This is a genomic window from uncultured Roseibium sp. (assembly GCF_963675095.2).
Lineage (GTDB): Bacteria > Pseudomonadota > Alphaproteobacteria > Rhizobiales > Stappiaceae > Roseibium.
Genome location: NZ_CAXXSJ010000007.1, coordinates 81,441 through 96,807, shown reverse-complemented (window position 1 = coordinate 96,807; position 15,367 = coordinate 81,441). Strand labels below are relative to the sequence as shown.

Annotated in this window: 12 protein-coding genes and 1 pseudogene; 4 read left to right on the top strand and 9 right to left on the bottom strand. The window is 59.6% G+C overall.

Annotated features, from left to right (window positions below):
- The coding region (locus ABIN98_RS03690; RefSeq protein ID WP_346907507.1) for a septum formation initiator family protein at positions 1-245 on the bottom strand (245 nt) is incomplete at its 3' end.
- Between the two features lie 161 nt (positions 246-406).
- On the opposite strand from ABIN98_RS03690, the pseudogene ABIN98_RS03685 reads away from it, so the two are divergent.
- Positions 407-1,191, top strand: a pseudogene (locus ABIN98_RS03685) (protein-L-isoaspartate(D-aspartate) O-methyltransferase).
- Between the two features lie 26 nt (positions 1,192-1,217).
- Here the strand turns inward: ABIN98_RS03685 and mfd are convergent.
- Together mfd and ABIN98_RS03675 are read right to left on the bottom strand one after the other, a co-directional pair.
- Positions 1,218-4,703: a transcription-repair coupling factor gene (gene mfd / locus ABIN98_RS03680; protein ID WP_346907503.1), complete on the bottom strand. Its 3,486-nt coding sequence runs from the start codon at positions 4,701-4,703 to the stop codon at positions 1,218-1,220.
- A 25-nt stretch (positions 4,704-4,728) separates the two neighbouring features.
- Positions 4,729-5,040 carry a succinate dehydrogenase assembly factor 2 gene (locus ABIN98_RS03675; protein WP_346907501.1) on the bottom strand — a complete coding sequence of 104 codons (312 nt, stop codon included), beginning with the start codon at positions 5,038-5,040 and terminating at the stop codon, positions 4,729-4,731.
- Between the two features lie 182 nt (positions 5,041-5,222).
- Here ABIN98_RS03675 and recG point away from each other — a divergent pair, with 182 nt between their 5' ends.
- Positions 5,223-7,325, top strand: coding sequence for an ATP-dependent DNA helicase RecG (recG, locus tag ABIN98_RS03670; RefSeq protein ID WP_346907499.1), 2,103 nt, complete (start codon positions 5,223-5,225; stop codon positions 7,323-7,325).
- 273 nt (positions 7,326-7,598) lie between these two features.
- Here the strand turns inward: recG and ABIN98_RS03665 are convergent, their stop codons facing one another.
- Positions 7,599-8,351, bottom strand: a complete 753-nt coding sequence (locus tag ABIN98_RS03665; protein ID WP_346907498.1) for a DUF502 domain-containing protein — start codon at positions 8,349-8,351, stop codon at positions 7,599-7,601.
- 144 nt (positions 8,352-8,495) lie between these two features.
- On the opposite strand from ABIN98_RS03665, the gene ABIN98_RS03660 reads away from it, so the two are divergent.
- Complete coding sequence (locus ABIN98_RS03660; RefSeq protein WP_346907497.1) at positions 8,496-8,876, top strand: YbaN family protein; 381 nt, start codon at positions 8,496-8,498, stop codon at positions 8,874-8,876.
- A gap of 9 nt (positions 8,877-8,885) precedes the next feature.
- On the opposite strand, the gene ABIN98_RS03655 is transcribed toward ABIN98_RS03660, so the two are convergent.
- From ABIN98_RS03655 to glmU, 3 genes are all read right to left on the bottom strand, one after another.
- Positions 8,886-9,341: a GNAT family acetyltransferase gene (locus tag ABIN98_RS03655; RefSeq protein ID WP_346907496.1), complete on the bottom strand. Its 456-nt coding sequence runs from the start codon at positions 9,339-9,341 to the stop codon at positions 8,886-8,888.
- Entirely contained in the window at positions 9,341-11,167 is a 1,827-nt protein-coding gene (glmS, locus tag ABIN98_RS03650) for a glutamine--fructose-6-phosphate transaminase (isomerizing) (protein WP_346907494.1), read from the bottom strand. Before glmS ends, ABIN98_RS03655 begins: the two co-directional genes overlap by 1 nt.
- A 125-nt stretch (positions 11,168-11,292) precedes the next feature.
- On the bottom strand, positions 11,293-12,654 hold the full coding sequence (glmU, locus tag ABIN98_RS03645) for a bifunctional UDP-N-acetylglucosamine diphosphorylase/glucosamine-1-phosphate N-acetyltransferase GlmU (protein ID WP_346907492.1): 1,362 nt from the start codon (positions 12,652-12,654) through the stop codon (positions 11,293-11,295).
- Between the two features lie 172 nt (positions 12,655-12,826).
- Between glmU and ABIN98_RS03640 the strand changes: the two genes are divergently transcribed.
- Positions 12,827-14,011, top strand: a complete 1,185-nt coding sequence (locus ABIN98_RS03640) for a hypothetical protein (protein WP_346907490.1) — start codon at positions 12,827-12,829, stop codon at positions 14,009-14,011.
- A gap of 48 nt (positions 14,012-14,059) precedes the next feature.
- Here ABIN98_RS03640 and ABIN98_RS03635 read toward each other — a convergent pair whose 3' ends face one another.
- Together ABIN98_RS03635 and ABIN98_RS03630 are read right to left on the bottom strand one after the other, a co-directional pair.
- Entirely contained in the window at positions 14,060-14,797 is a 738-nt protein-coding gene (locus tag ABIN98_RS03635; protein WP_346907488.1) for a cytochrome c biogenesis protein CcdA, read from the bottom strand.
- A gap of 131 nt (positions 14,798-14,928) precedes the next feature.
- Positions 14,929-15,357 (bottom strand): universal stress protein, encoded by a 429-nt coding sequence (locus tag ABIN98_RS03630; protein WP_346907486.1) that lies wholly within the window; start codon positions 15,355-15,357, stop codon positions 14,929-14,931.
- Positions 15,358-15,367 lie beyond the last annotated feature (10 nt).

Here is a 15,367-nt window from a genome sequence, read left to right as displayed (position 1 = left end):
TCCGGATTCAGACTTTCCGGACGCAACAGGCTGACCTTTGCGACAAGTACCCTTCGCTCGGCAACCAGAACCTCCAGTTGCTTCTCCAGATCGCCGATCTGATGTTCGATCCGCGCGCGGCCAACCAGTCCCAACTCGCCGTTGAGAGCATGAAAACCGAAATAGGTCAGGACCGACAGGGCCACGACCGGAATGATCAAACGGCGAATGAAGGATTGCTTGCGCTGACGTGTGGTAGCGGACACGTTGGGACCTTGAACTCTGTACTGCGGGCCTCTTTCCAGCAGGATGCCGCAACCAGGCTTAACAGTCCCTTTATGACTTCAATAAACTTCCGCCGATCGTGGATCGAATAGACGTTACGAACCAGCCTCCGGCATATTGCTGAAGCCGCCAATCGCCTGGAATGCGCGTATTATCACCCATTCTCACTGCCGATCATTTCCTTCAGCTCATATGTGGATTTATAGTCCCTATAGGAGAACGGGATCCGGGAGGTCGAGTGCCGATGGCCGGGAAGCACCTGGAAGAAAAGTTCAAGAGCGAACGGTTGCGCATGGTCGAGGAGCAAATCGCCGACCGTGGTGTGCGTGATCCGAAGACGTTGGAGGCTATGCGGACGGTCCGCCGGCACCTTTTCGTCAACCCGTCGCACATCTACAGCGCCTATGAAGACCGTCCCCTGCCGATTGGCGAGGGCCAGACCATTTCCCAGCCCTATATCGTTGCGCTGATGACCGAAGCGCTAAAACTCAGAGGGGCGAGAACGTTCTGGAAATCGGAACCGGCTGCGGTTATGCGGCTGCGGTTCTGCAGGAAGTCGGCGCAAAGGTGGTCACGATCGAACGGATCGAAGAGCTCGTTGCGCTGTCGCGCGAAAACCTGAAGGCCGCGGGATACGAGGAAATCAAGGTGATCTGCGGCGACGGCACGCTGGGATACGAGGATGACGCGCCCTACGACGGTATCGTGGTGACCGCCGGCGGCCCCGTAGTCCCGGAGCACCTGAAACACCAGCTCAAGATAGGCGGTCGCCTTGTTGTTCCTGTCGGCCCCTCTTCCTGGAACCAGCGGCTGGTCCGGGTTACCCGGACCAGTGAGGAAGAATTCGAAGAAGAAGACCTCGGCGGCGTCTGTTTCGTGCCGCTGATCGGAGAAGAAGGCTGGGATCAGTCCAAGTCCTGGACCTGAACCGATCGCCTGAATCGCTAAATCACCTACGCCGCCGCCAGCCGTGACAGCTTGGTCAGGACCGTTGCGGTTCCCTTGAGCCGGTCGTCGGTCTTCTCCCAGTCGCGGGTAAGCACGATCTTCTGGTCCGGACGGATCTTGGCCAGAACGCCCTGCTCCGAAATATAGCCGACGAGGGCTGCCGGATTGGCGAATTCGTTGTTGCGGAAGGTTATGACGATGCCCTTCGGTCCGGCGTCGACCTTCTCCACGTTCGCCTTGCGGCACAGGCCCTTGATGAAGACGATTTTCAACAGGTGGCCGACTTCCTCGGGCAGCGATCCGAAACGGTCGATCATTTCCGCACCGAAGGCATCGATTTCCTCCGCCTCGGTCAGATCGCCGAGACGCCGGTAAAGCTGCAGACGCAGTTGCAGGTCGGGTACATAGTCTTCCGGGATCAGGACCGGCGTGCCGATATTGATCTGCGGCGACCAGTGTTCCTCGCCGAGATCCGCGCCGCCGTCCTTGAGCTGGGCAACGGCTTCTTCCAGCATCTGCTGGTAAAGCTCGAAGCCGACTTCCTTGATGTGGCCGGATTGCTCCTCTCCAAGCAGGTTGCCTGCCCCGCGGATATCGAGATCGTGGCTGGCAAGCTGGAAGCCGGCGCCGAGGGTTTCCAGCGACTGCAGCACCTTAAGGCGCCGTTCAGCGGTCGTGGTCAGCATCTTGTTGGCCGGGACCGTGAACAGGGCATAGGCGCGGGTTTTGGACCGCCCGACCCGGCCGCGGAGCTGATACAGCTGGGAAAGGCCGAACATGTCGGCCCGGTGCACGATCAGGGTATTGGCCGTCGGAATGTCCAGACCGGATTCCACGATCGTGGTCGACAGAAGGACGTTGTACTTGCCTTCGTAGAAGGCGTTCATCACATCTTCCAGTTCGCCCGGCGGCATCTGCCCGTGGGCAACCGCGACCTTCAGTTCCGGGACGTTGTCGTCCAGGAAGGCCTTGGTTTCGGCAAGGTCGGATACCCGGGGGCAAACGTAGAAGCTCTGGCCGCCGCGAAAATGCTCGCGCAGAAGCGCCTCGCGCACCACCAGCGGATCGAACGGTGAAACGAAGGTCCGCACAGCCAGGCGGTCGACCGGCGGCGTCGCGATCAGCGACAATTCGCGGACGCCGGTCAGGGCCAGCTGCAGCGTGCGCGGGATCGGCGTTGCCGACAGGGTCAGCACATGGATGTCGGACTTCAGTTCTTTCAGCCGTTCCTTGTGCTTGACCCCAAAATGCTGCTCCTCATCGATGATCAGCAGGCCGAGATCCCGGAACTTGATTGATTTACCCAACAGTGCATGGGTACCGACGACGATATCGACCGAGCCGTCGGTAATTCCTGCCTTGGTCTTGCTCAGCTCCTTCGCTGGGACGAGACGTGAGGCATGGGCCACGTTGATCGGCAGGCCGTGGAAGCGTTCCGAAAAGGTCTTAAAGTGCTGGCGGGCCAGAAGCGTGGTCGGCACGACGACGGCGACCTGCCGGCCGGACATGGCAGCGACAAAAGCCGCGCGGAGCGCCACCTCGGTCTTGCCGAAACCGACGTCGCCGCAGACGAGACGGTCCATCGGCCGCCCGGAGGCAAGATCGTCGAAGACGGAGTCGATGGCCGTGAGCTGATCGTCCGTCTCCTCATAAGGAAAACGGGAGGCGAATTCGTCATAGACGCCTTCCGGCGTTTCGACGACGGGTGCGGTTTTCAGCGCACGGGCGGCCGCAGTCTTGATCAGGCCGTCGGCAATCTCGAGAATGCGCTTCTTCAGCTTGGCCTTGCGGGCCTGCCAGGCGCCGCCGCCCAACTTGTCGAGTTGGGTGTCGGATTCATCGGAGCCGTAACGTGACAGGAGCTCGATATTCTCCACCGGCAGATACAGCTTGTCACCGCCGTGATACTGCAGTTCCAGGCAGTCGTGCGGTGCGCCGACGGCCTCGATGGTCTTCAGGCCGATGAACCGGCCGATCCCGTGCTCCACGTGGACGACCAGATCGCCTTCCGCGAGGCCGGTCGCCTCGGTGATGACATTGGCGCCCTTGGCCTTGCGCCGGCTCTTGCGTACAAGGCGGTCGCCGAGGATGTCTTGTTCGCCAATGAAGGCGATGTCGGCGAGTTCGAACCCGTGTTCGATCCCAAGGACGCAAAGCGCCGTGGTCTTTTCAGGAAGTTGGCGGGCATCGGCGAGGGTTTCGATGTCCTGTGTCGCGCCGAGCCCGTGATCTCCCAGGATCTGGCCGAGTCGGTCGCGTGAACCGTCGGACCAGCAGGCAATCACCGTCCGCTTGCCATCCTTCTGCAGGGTTTTGACGTGGGTGATCAGCGCATCGAAGATGTTGACGTCACCTGCGGCCCGTTCCGCGGCAAAGGACCGGCCCTGACGGCCGGCCAGATCGACGACCTGCTTGCCCTGCCCTGGCGGCGGAAGGAACGGATCCATGGCCGCGCTTGCCGTATCGGCGACGCTTGCGGTCCATTCGTCCTGGGTGAGATAGATCTCGTCCGGGGCAACCGGCATGTAAGGCACGGTACCGGCGGAACCGCCGGCCTCGCGCGCTTCCTGACGGGCACTGTAGTGCTCGCCGATCTGGTCCAGACGCTCCCGAATGGCATCCCCGGCCGAGGTATCAAGAACCAGCGGTGTGTCGCCAATGTAATCGAACAGGGTCTCCAGCTTTTCGTGAAACAGAGGCAGCCAGTGTTCCATGCCCGCATATCGGCGGCCGTCACTGATCGACTGGTAGAGTACATCGTCCCGGCTCGCGGCGCCGAAACTGGAGAGGTAGGCACGGCGGAAGCGGGAGATCGCATCTTCGGTCAGGACCACTTCGCTCATGGGAACAAGATCGAGCCGCTTGAGCTGTTTCGAGGTCCTCTGGGTTTCCGGATCAAACGAGCGGATCGATTCCAGCGTATCGCCGAAGAAATCGAGCCGCACCGGTTCCTCGGACCCGGGCGTGAACAGGTCGACAATGCCGCCACGCACGGCATATTCACCGGTTTCGCGCACGGTCGGCGTCCGCGAAAAGCCGTTCATTTCCAACCAAGCGGAAATGTCCGCCATGTCGACCCGGTTGCCGGGTGCCATGGCAAAGGTCTGCTTCGCCATCCAGCTCCGCTCGGGCATGCGCTGGAGGGCTGCGTTCAGCGTTATCAGAAGGACGGTCGGGCGGTCTTCAGGCAATCCATGGGCAAGTGCGCCGAGAGCGAGCAACCGGCGTGCACTGATGGCCGGATTCGGGGAAACACGGTCATAGGGAAGACAGTCCCAGGCGGGCAGCTGCAGGGTCTGGATATTGGGATCGAAGAACCGCAGGGCTTCGGCGACCATCTGCATGCGCGTGGCATCGCGGGCGACGAAGACCAGTGCCAGGCCTTTCCGGTCGCTTTCCGCCAAAATGCGCGCAATCGCATAGCTTTCGGCCCCGTCGGGCACGCTGGCAAGGGTAACGTTGGCCTGGTCTTTCAGCAGGCTTTCAAACACGTGCGTCTTCCTCGGATAGGTCTTGTCAATTCAGCGGAATGCCGGCTTCGATCGCGTCTTCGCAATAGGAGATGATACGACGATAGAGAGGACCGTCCTGTTCTTCCGGCAAAGGGGTTCTGCCGGTTATCCAGGCATAAAGATCATGATCGTTCTCGTTGAGCAGACGTTCGAGTTCGGTCAGTTCGTCGTCATTCAGGTCATCGATCTGTGCTTTGGCGAAGCCGCCAAGCAGCAGATCCATCTCCTTGATGCCCCGGTGACAGCAGCGGAACAGGATCTTCTTGCGCCGGTTATCCCTTTCCGGAGCACCCTGATCGGTTTGAAGTTCGCTCATCGTGAAACCCGTTCGCTGTCGCCGGCGGATTAGCCGGCAGGAGTGGCCTGTGCGGTATCGCTGGCCGCTATATAGCGTCGCAGAACGTCCCTGTCAGCGTTCCTGTCCCACATTGCGAACAAGTCATGCTTCGTGGCACAAGAACAACTTGTCCGTCCTCGTCAGGAAGCCATCGTCCCATCATGCGTCCTTCGGTTCTCGATCCCCTGTTTGCCCCGGTCTCATCCTTGCCGGGAATCGGACCGAAGATTTCGAAACTGGTGTCTTCCCTGGTCACGTCCCATCCTGACCGGGAGGCCACGATTGCCGATCTCCTGTTCCATCTGCCGCAGAACGTGATCGACCGGCGTCACAAGCCGGGGATCGCCTATTCCGAAAACGGCGACATCGTCACCCTCGATGTGATGATTGACCGGCATATGCCCGGTCCGCGCCACGGCAAGGCGCCCTACCGCATCCTGGCGTCCGACGACACCGGATCGATCACCTTCGTGTTTTTCCATCCTCACCGGGACTGGCTGGAAAAGATGTTCCCGGAAGGCGAACGGCGGATTGTGTCCGGCAAGGTCGACTGGTTCAACGAGCGCCCGCAGATGGTGCACCCCGATTATGTTTTGAAGCCCGAGGAAGCGGCCGCCATGCCGCCGGTGGAACCGATCTATCCGCTGACGGCGGGGGTGGCGTCAAAAACATTGCAAAAGGCGATCAAGGCCGCCGCCGAGCGGGTGCCGACGCTGCCGGAATGGCTCGACGATGCCTATCTGCGGCAAACCCAGTGGCCTGATTTCGCAGACGCGATCAAGACCATTCATCACCCGCAGGAACAGTCAGACATTTCCCCCGAAGGGCCTTACGTGCAGCGCCTTGCCTATGACGAACTCCTGGCGAGCCAATTGGCCCTGGCACTGGTGCGTGCCAGCATGCGCCACCTGGGAGGAATTGCACGCAAGCCTGAAGGCCGCCTGCAAAGGGAAGTGATCGCCGCCCTGCCCTTCCAGCTCACCGAAAGCCAAAGAACAGCGATTGTCGAAATCAACGGGGACCTCGCGGAGCCGGTGCGCATGCTCAGGCTGCTGCAGGGGGACGTCGGCTCCGGCAAGACCGTCGTGGCCCTGGCCGCCCTTGCGCAAGTCATCGAGTGCGGTGCGCAAGGAGCGATCATGGCGCCGACGGAAATCCTGGCGCGCCAGCATTTTGCGTCCATGGTCCCGCTTTGCGAAAAGGCCGGAATTCGCATCGCCCTTTTGACCGGAAAAGACAGCCAGAAGCAGCGCCGGCTTACCCAGGAGAAGCTGGATGCCGGCGAAATCGATCTGGCCGTCGGAACCCATGCCCTGTTTCAGGGATCGGTGACGTTCAAGGATCTCGGTCTGGTGGTCGTCGACGAGCAGCACCGCTTTGGCGTTCATCAGCGGCTGGCGCTGTCTGCCAAGGGCAAGGGCGTTGATGTGCTTGTCATGACCGCGACGCCGATCCCGCGCACGCTGGTTCTGACCTGCTTTGGCGATATGGACGTCTCCCGGCTGACGGACAAGCCGGCGGGCCGGAAGCCGATCAAGACGGTGTCGGCTTCCCTCGACCGGCTGGACGAGATCATGGACCGTATCGGTGCGGCCGTCCGCGAAGGGCAAAAAGCCTATTGGGTGTGCCCGCTGGTCGAAGAATCCGAAAAGATCGACCTCGCCGCGGTGGAAGACCGGCACCGGGTGCTGGAACAGATGCTCCGCCAACGGGTATCCCTTGTTCACGGCCGCATGAGCGCGGATGAAAAGGATGCCGCCATGAGCGCCTTCAAGGCTGGGGAAACCCGGGTTCTGGTGGCGACCACAGTGATCGAGGTCGGTGTCGATGTCCCGGACGCGACCATCATGGTCATCGAGCATGCGGAACGGTTTGGCCTTGCCCAGCTTCACCAGCTTCGCGGCCGGGTCGGCCGTGGCGACAAACCATCCTCCTGTGTCCTGCTGTTCAAGGGACCGCTTGGAGAAACGGCTCAGGCGCGTCTCAATATCATGCGGGAGACCAACGACGGCTTCCTGATCGCCGAGGAAGATCTGAAACTGCGCGGCGGCGGTGAAATCCTCGGCACGCGCCAGTCCGGGACGCCTGGCTTCCGGATCGCTCAGGTGGAGCACCATGCGGATCTCATGGAGACGGCGCGCGACGATGCACGACTAATCCTGGAGACCGATCCTGAATTAGAGGGAAACCGGGGCGATGCGCTCCGCTGTCTGCTGTATCTGTTCGGTCGCGACGAAGCGATCCGCTTATTACGGGCTGGCTAGAGCATATCCATAGAATGCTGGATCATTTGACCGGAGCGCTTTTGTCTGCTGACAAGGCGGCTTGCGCGCCGTGGTGTTAACCCACCATAAGTGCGAGCCAACGCAGTCAGCGGACAAAAGAGACCGGCCCTTCGGGTGCCGGAAAGCAGCCCATCGGCAGCGTTGCGCCGCTTGAACGATGCACCGCATCGCCCTTCGCGTCGCGCCTTGCCGAGTGAATTGCTTTCCGGCATCAAATGAACCAACATTCTATGGATATGCTCTAGTGTGCGCTTACGCGTCTTCGCGAGGCGCGTCGGCTGGCGTCTTGGAAATACTTGTCTGATCCGCCTTCTTTTCCATCAAATCGTCCAGGATCTCCGGAGAGGACGGATTGACCAGACCGGCAGAAATCACCAGCTTGGCCGCATCCTCAACAGACATCTTGAGTTCGATGACGTCTTCGCGAGGAACAAACAGCAGAAAACCGGAGGTCGGGTTCGGTGTCGTCGGCAGGAATACCGAGACAAGATCGGCCTTGTCGCTCAAACGGCGCGCGACTTCGCCTTTGGTCTGCGTCGAGATGAAGACGATCGCCCACAAACCTTTACGCGGATATTCGATCAGGGCCGCCTTGGTGAAGCTGCTTCCCCGCTCATCGAGCACGGTTTCGAAGATCTGCTTCAATCCGCTGTAGATGTTGCGCACCAGCGGCATCCGCCCGACAACGGATTCCCCGAAGGACAACAGGCTGCGCCCGGCGAAATTCGCGGTTACGAAGCCGACGATCGTCAGCAGGACGATCGCAACGATCAGGCCGAACCCGGGAACCGGGAAAGGCAGATAGGTGTCGGGGTTATAGACCTTCGGCACGAAAGGCTTCACCCAGCCATCGACCCACTGGATGAAAGTCCATGTCAACCAAAGGGTAATTCCGATCGGACCCGCGATGACAAGGCCAGTCAGGAAATAGTTCCGCAGGCGGGTCGTAGCCCGGCCCTTGTGGCCGCCCGCCGGAATGTCTTCCCTTGAGCTATCGCGCGTCATTATGGACACCTCTTGATACGACGAAACCGTCGCAATTCTTTTCCAAGTCCACTACATAGTTGTTTTAAGTGCGCTGCGGTATCCCGTAGCTGGATTAATTTTGCGCGATCCGCGCGATCGACTGCACGAAACGGAGGCAGCCCCTTGAGGCGCACCACCTTCAAGCTCCTCGGGTTCGGCTGCGTGGCTGCCGGCGTTGTCGGTATTTTTCTGCCGATCATGCCGACGACGATCTTTTTCATCCTGGCGGCGGCTGCATTCGCGCGGTCTTCGCCGGAGCTGGAAAAACGGATCCTGGAACATCCGCGCTACGGTCCGCCGGTCCGGAATTGGCGTGAGCACGGTGTTGTGCCCGTGAAGGCGAAAATCTACGCGCTCTCCGGTATGGCTTTCGGTTTTCTGGTCTTTTTATGGGCGGCTCATCCCAAACCCTGGCTTGCCGTCGTTGTCGGGGTGTTCATGGTGGCCTGCGGGCTCTACGTGGGAACACGTCCGTCGGTGGCCGGGACAGGTACAGGATCCTAAACTTCGGTCTCAGTCGTCCGGGATCAGGCGCTTGCCGAAGGCCAGACTGGTTTCGAGGGTATAGCCCAACCCTTCGTAAAAGGCGGAAGCCTGTTCATTGTCCTTGCGGACGAACAGATTAATTTTCGGGCAGCCCAGATCGATCAGATACGCTTCGCAATGGCTCATAAGTTGCCGGCCACATCCGGAGCCCTGATGCTCGGGCGAAATGCTGAGATAGTAGATCGCACCGCGATGGCCATCGTAACCGGCCATGACGGACCCGATAACCGTGTCGTTCTCTGTAGCCGGATCTCGGAAAAGCATGACGAAGAAACCGCCGTTGCGATCGGTCAACTTGCGGTCGATGTCCTTGTCCGGATCGTTCCAGGCCCGGGTCAGGCCGCAAGCCTGCCACAGGGCGATGACCGGTTTGCGGTATTGTTCCTGGAATTCGACAATGGAATAGTTCTTTGGAACCGGCATTACTCGACCGTCACCGATTTGGCCAGGTTCCGCGGCTGATCCACATCCGTGCCCATGAAGACGGCCGTATGATAGGCAATGAGCTGGACAGGCAGGGCGTAGATGATCGGGGCGGCGATCTCGGGGACATCCGGCATGACCACGATTTTGCCGGCTGAATTACCGCATTCCGCGGCCCCTTTTTCGTCGGTAATCAGGACAATATTACCGCCGCGCGCCGCCACTTCCTGCATGTTCGAGACGGTCTTTTCGTAGATCCCGTCGTGGGGAGCGATTACGAATACCGGAATGTTCTCATCAATCAGGGCGATTGGCCCGTGTTTCAACTCGCCAGCTGCGTAACCTTCCGCATGGATGTAGGACAATTCCTTCAGCTTCAGGGCCCCTTCCAGGGCTAGGGGGAAGTTCGTTCCCCGGCCGAGATAAAGCGCATTGGTCGTCCGGGAAAGCGGTTGCGACAACCGTTCGATGGCGACTTCCTGTTTCAGGGCTTGTACGGCAAGGCCGGGAACGGCGGCCAAACCCTCGATCAGTTCCGCTTCGCGCTCGGCTGTCAGAACTCCGCGGATGCGGCCGGCCTGGATCGCGAGCGTGGCTAGAACGGCGAGCTGACAAGTGAACGCCTTGGTCGACGCGACACCGACTTCCGGACCGGCAATGGTCTGGAAGATCACATCCGACTCGCGGGCGATGGTGCTTTCGGGCACATTGACCACGGCGCCGATGACCGCCCCATGGGCGCGGCAATAACGGAGGGACGCAAGCGTATCGGCGGTTTCCCCCGACTGGGAAATAAACAGGGCAAAATCGCCCTTGTTGATCGGGGTCTCCCGATAGCGGAATTCCGAGGCAATATCGATTTCGACCGGTAGCCGAGCGTATTTCTCAAACCAGTATTTTGCGACCAGTCCGGCGTAGAAAGCGGTCCCGCAGGCGGTAATCACGAGACGGTTCAGATTGGCGAAATCGGCGGCCTCGATCCCCTGAACATTCGCTTTCTTCGCAGCGAGATCCACATACCGCGACAGGGTATGCCCGATCACTTCCGGCTGTTCATGGATTTCCTTGGCCATGAAGTGGCGGTAGTTGCCCTTGTCCATCAGCACGGCCGTGACGGTAGAGCGAGACATAGGACGTTCTACTTCGTTGTTTTCGTGATCGAAAACCTTGACACTTTCACGGGTGATGACCGCCCAGTCGCCTTCATCCAGATAAGTGACCCGGTCGGTAAACGGGGACAGCGCGATGGCGTCGGACCCGAAGTACATTTCGCCTTCTCCGTGGCCGACGGCCAGGGGCGAACCTTTGCGCGCCCCGATCATCAGGTCCTCTTCGCCTTCGAACAGGAAGGCAAGGGAAAAGGCCCCTTTCAGACGCGGCAGGACAGCTGCGACCGCCTCTTGCGGAGACTTTCCCTTCTCCCGCTCGATATTCACCAGATGAGCGACCACTTCGGTATCGGTTTCTGTCTCGGTCCGCGCACCGTTGGTCGCGATCTCGTCGCGCAGTTCCAGATAGTTTTCGATGATGCCGTTGTGAACGATCGCAACTCCACCGGCCTGGTGGGGATGCGCATTCGCAGTCGTCGGAGCGCCGTGGGTTGCCCAACGGGTATGGCCGATGCCGGACGTGCCCGCCAGCGGGCTTCTTTCCAGCAGGGCTTCCAGGTTGCGTAGTTTTCCTTCCGCGCGCCGCCGGACAAGTTTTCCATTCACCAGTGTTGCCAAACCTGCGGAATCGTAACCGCGATATTCAAGCCGTTTCAACGCATCCACGAGGCGCGGAGCTACATCTGTTTTTCCGAGAATACCGACAATTCCGCACATGCAATGTACCTTTTTTCAAACCGGATTCGACGCGAAATGTTTAGACGACGCCGGACAGGGGATTGAAATCAAACCCTGTTTCAGTTCGTGACAGGAGAAGCTTGAGAATTGCCTAAGCCTGTTGATCAGGTTTTGGTTTTAGCCTGTTTGGCAGCCTTGAAACGAGCCCGGATCTCTGCCGCCCTGCCCGGCTTGACCACCTGGCGGCCTCGTCCGATGACCAGCGAATCCGGTTCCGCGTTTTCGGTCACCACGCTGCCGGCGCCGACATAAACCCCATCGCCAAGGATGACCGGTGCAACGAGCGTGGAGTTGGAGCCGATGAAACTTCCCGCTCCGATTTCGGTTCTGTGCTTGCCGAAACCGTCATAGTTGCAGGTGATCGTTCCTGCTCCGATGTTGCTGCCCTCTCCGACACTGGCATCGCCGATATAGGCCAGGTGATTGGCCTTGGCGCCGGAACCGACGGTCGCGTTCTTGACTTCCACGAAATTGCCGATGTGGACGTTTTCAGAGAGCTCGGCGCCTGGCCGCAGCCGCGCATAGGGGCCGACGATGCTTCCCGCGCCGACGGTCGCACCTTCCAGATGGCTGAAGGCCCGGATCCGGGCTCCGGACGCGATGGTCACGCCGGGACCGAAGACCACGTTCGGTTCCACGGTCACATCCGGTTCCAGGATCGTGTCGTGAGAGAAAAACACGGTTTCGGGCGCCTGCAGGGTCACTCCCGATTCCATTGCGGCAACGCGCATCCGCTTCTGGAAAATAGCTTCACAACCGGCAAGCTGCGCCCGGGTGTTGATCCCCTGGACATCTTCCTCATCTGCTGCGACCGCGATGACCTTGAGGCCGTTTGCGTTGGCGATCTCAACCGCATCGGTCAGGTAATATTCGCCGTTCGCATTGTCGTTTCCGATCGACTCCAGCAACTCGCGAACGATTGAACCGCGGAAACCCATGATGCCTGAGTTGCAGAAAGAAACTTCACGTTCCTCGTCAGTTGCATCTTTTTCTTCGCGTATTGCCTCAAGAACTCCGTTCCTGATGAGCAGGCGTCCATATCCAAAAGGATTGCCGGCCTCGAAACCCAGAACCGCCACATCGGCGCCTTCGGCCAATGCATTACGGACGGTTTCGACGGACATCGGCGTAATCAGGGGCGTGTCGCCGAAAAGCACCAGTACGTCGTCGGCCGGTTCTTCCAGGGCAGCGCGGGCCGCCAGTGCGGCATGGGCGGTTCCAAGACGGTCCATCTGAACATGGCAGCCTGCTTCCGGGGCCAGGGTTTTCACCAGCTTTTCCAGGTCCTCCATTCCAGGACCGACGACAACTGCGACCCGATCCGACGAGGCTTCCTTCAATACCTTCAACACATGGCCGATCAGAGGCAAGTTTCCGATGGGATGCATGACCTTGGGCAAGTCCGAGCGCATGCGGGTGCCAAGGCCGGCAGCCAGCACGATGGATAGACAATTGCGCTTCGTCATCAGGAAATACCCTTGCTATCGGTCCGCTTCGTTCCGCCTGTATGCCCCGATCCACAGGACATTGAAAGATCTGTCTGATCTCCGGAAGGCCTTTCTTGTCCGTTAACTATAATTGCGGTCTGATGGAATATCGTTCGTCAGATTCGCATGCTTACTACCTTGGGATCTCCAGTTGCCTGAAAAACGGGCCAAGACATCGACCAGGCAGGTCGTCAAGGAGACGCTGACCCTTCAGCGGCTGTCCCTTTTGTCATGGGCATTTGCAGCAATTCTGTTTGGCAGCGTTGGGTTTGCATCCCTGAAATTCGGCCGGGAAACGGAGCTCGGTCGCCCGTCAGCTATATACGGCCAGATCCTGCCACCCGGTGGCGACGTGACAACCACCGCGTCCATCGGAACCGGCACCGGCGGCAACCAGATCGGGCTCATGCCAACGGTCAATGGGAGGGTTGCGACAGGCGCCGACGAGATCAATACGTCCCAGATTGAGACCCTGCAGCGCGAGGTTGTGGCCTTACGCAGGCGCCTTAGCGCCCTCGCTGAACAGAACGTTTCCTATTCGCGCCGGATCGCCGCGCTGGAAGAAGAACTGGCGCAAGGCATCGTGGCCGACGCCGATAGCTCGGCAAAAGCCAAAGCCATGCACCCGGCACCGGTACCGGGAAAAGTGACCTCTGCCAAAGCCTCTTCTGACGACAAATCCGCAGCGGCGGCTCCTGCCGCGCCGTTGAAAAAGGCTGGCAAGCCGGAAGAGATCAGCGACAAGGCGGTCCAAAAGCGGATCGAATCCGTTCCCGCACCGGAAACCATGGCGGGCAATGATGCGGCTATGCGGATGAAACTGCAAAATAGCGGACAAGCGGCGATTGCCGGCACGCAGGAGCCGAAACGGCCCGTTCGCGTTTTTGAACCGGTCCGTATTGCCGAACTTCCCAAACCGGGCCCCGATCCGATCACGACCGGCTCCATCACACCAACGGACACGCCTGTCGCAGAAGACATAAAACCACCGCTGATCACGCCCAGCAAACCAGTTGGCCGCTCGACAGGGGCCGGCACCTCGCTCATCAATCATTCCGATTTCGGCGCGGTTGTCGGGCGATACGCGACAGCCGAGAAGGCCGCCGAAGCCTGGAACAGGTTTGAGGAGCAGAATGAGGAACGGATGAAGGACCTGAGGCCGATTATCTCGAAGTCCGATCTGGACGAGACTTACGCACTTCTTGTCGGTCCTTTCGGAAATGCGGCCAATGCGGCGGTAGCCTGTCTCAGGCTTCTTGAGGTTACCGGCACGTGCCATCCTGCGCTTTATATAGGCATGCCCCTCCCCGAACTTGAAATATCCAAAGCCAACTGAGGCTGAAGGAAACCGCATACCGGCTTCAGCACTATCGACAGGCGCGGCTCAACCGATCTGGGAAAAGACCGGGAAGGTTTCGAGAAGCCAGTAGGACAACGTCGCGAACTGTCCGGTCAGGAACATGATACCGGTCAGGACGAGAACGCCGCCCATTACCTTTTCGACAATTCCCATGTACCTGCGGAACTTGCTCATGGCATGGATGAACGGGCCGGCGAACACCGCGGCAAGCAGGAAGGGAATGCCGAGACCGAGCGCATAGGCACTGAGCAAAATGGCGCCCCTGCCGACCGTAGCCTCGGAGCCTGCCACAAACAGGATCGCCGACAGGATCGGACCGACGCATGGGGTCCAACCGAAGGCAAAGGCCAATCCGATCAGATAGGCGCCGATGAGGCCGGCAGGCTTGCGTTCAACATGGACGCGGGCTTCCCGATACAGAAGCCCAATGCGGAACACGCCGAGGAAGTGCAGCCCCATGATGATGATCAAAACCCCGGCTACGTAGCCGAGAACTTCGATATACTGGGTAACGAATTGCCCGATGAAACTGGCGCTGGCGCCGAGAATGACAAAGACTGTCGAAAATCCCGCGACGAATGCCAGGGCGGCCGTGAAGACCCTCAGGGACGCGGACTTTTCATCCGCTTTGCCGGTCAGTTCCTCCATCGAGACGCCGGCTAGAAACCCGAGATAAGGCGGCACCAGGGGCAGAACGCAGGGGGAGACGAATGACAAAATCCCCGCGAAGAATGCGCCCAGTATCGTAACGTGTTCCAGCATTTGAACTCTCTTACCCAGCTTTTGTGAAGGGACTCAATAACGACCCATGCATCTATAAGCGAGGCACAAAGACACAGTCGCCTCACCTTTACGAGAGGCGCGTCGTCGCAGCCGAGGTGATAAGGCTTGGATTATTCGCGGACAACCATCACTGTTTGCCGGGCATGGCGCACCACCCGGGCGGCATTCGGACCCAGAAGATAATCCTTCAGTTCCGGCCGGTGAGACGCCAAAACGATCAGATCGCAACCGAGTTTGTCGGCGACCTTGTTGATCTCCTCGTAGATAGTCCCGTGCGCGACATGTCCCTTGCAGGCGATATCGCCAGGCACAGTCTGCCCAAGGAATTCCTTGAGCATTTCAGAGGTCTTCTCAAGCGCCTGTGCTTCGAAACCTTCGGGAAAATATCCACCAACGATGGACCGTCCGAAGTCGGGTACGACGGTGACGACATGAAGGTCCGTGCCGAAGGTGCGGGCCATGGCGATTGCGGACGGCAGGGATTTGCGCCAGGAGCTTTCTTCGCTCAGATCAATCGGAACCAGAATAGATTTATACATTTTCCCTCTC